The organism is Escherichia sp. E2661 (assembly GCF_004745185.1).
Lineage (GTDB): Bacteria > Pseudomonadota > Gammaproteobacteria > Enterobacterales > Enterobacteriaceae > Escherichia.
In genome coordinates, this window is the sequence record NZ_PDIG01000070.1 from 1 (window position 1) to 858 (window position 858).

An 858-nucleotide genomic window follows, 5' to 3' on the forward strand; every position below is an offset into this window, starting at 1 on the left:
GGACTCTTGTCATAAGAATGCCGGAGCGTTTTTCCATCAATTGCAATGACGTCTTTATCATTTGATGAATGGCAGTCACGCATCCAGTTAATAAAGCACTCGTGAAATTTTGCAGGACTGATACAGGATACAACTCTGGCAATGGTATCGTGAACAGGAATACCATTTTCAAAATCACCATATTGCTTCAAAAAATCGAGATGTGTTTCCCCAAAATCCTCTATATCTTCCCATCCTTCTGCACCAGAAATAACGGCACAAATAGTCAACAGTAGAATATCCGATAATTTATGTTCCACTTTCCAGGCTTGTCTGTAATCGGGAATTATAGAAATATGTTCCATCAATTTTTTAAGTTCCATTTTGCTCTCCTTAATTATGTAAGGAGTATTTGATCATGTATAAGTAATAAAAAACAGCTTCAGGTAATGAGGAATATCTCAATTTTTAAACATAAAATGCGAATTATTTAGTACAAAAAGCAGGGCAAGATTACGAAAGCCCGCTCCCCGCAAGGACTGACGCCAGGTAGTTTCTGTCCATGGCTGCTTTTCGCATCTTACGTCTTAACCCTGCCTTGAATACCTTATCATTCGTCAAAATATTAATAGCAATGTGCCGTATCCCTGAAAATAATTCTGCTGCATTTCCTCTTCTTATTTTGCAGTCGTCTTCATTCATTACCACGTCCAGACGCCAGTGCAGCTTATTCTCCACGTGCCAGTGATTTCGGATCGCTGTGGCGAACTTCTCAGCGGTTAAATCAGCAGAACTGATATAATATCTGACCGTCATTTCTGCTCTTTCTTTTGTTCTGCTATTATGGACCGAAAGGAGACTGCCACGCATANTTCTTCA

Annotated in this window: 1 protein-coding gene and 1 pseudogene; both read right to left on the reverse strand. The window is 39.4% G+C overall.

Annotated elements, in window-relative coordinates:
- On the reverse strand, positions 1-362 hold a 362-nt coding region (locus tag CRI63_RS23675), incomplete at its 3' end, for an ISAs1 family transposase (protein ID WP_135521001.1).
- 130 nt (positions 363-492) lie between these two features.
- Positions 493-858 (reverse strand): annotated as a pseudogene (locus tag CRI63_RS23680) (ISAs1 family transposase); the annotation flags it as partial.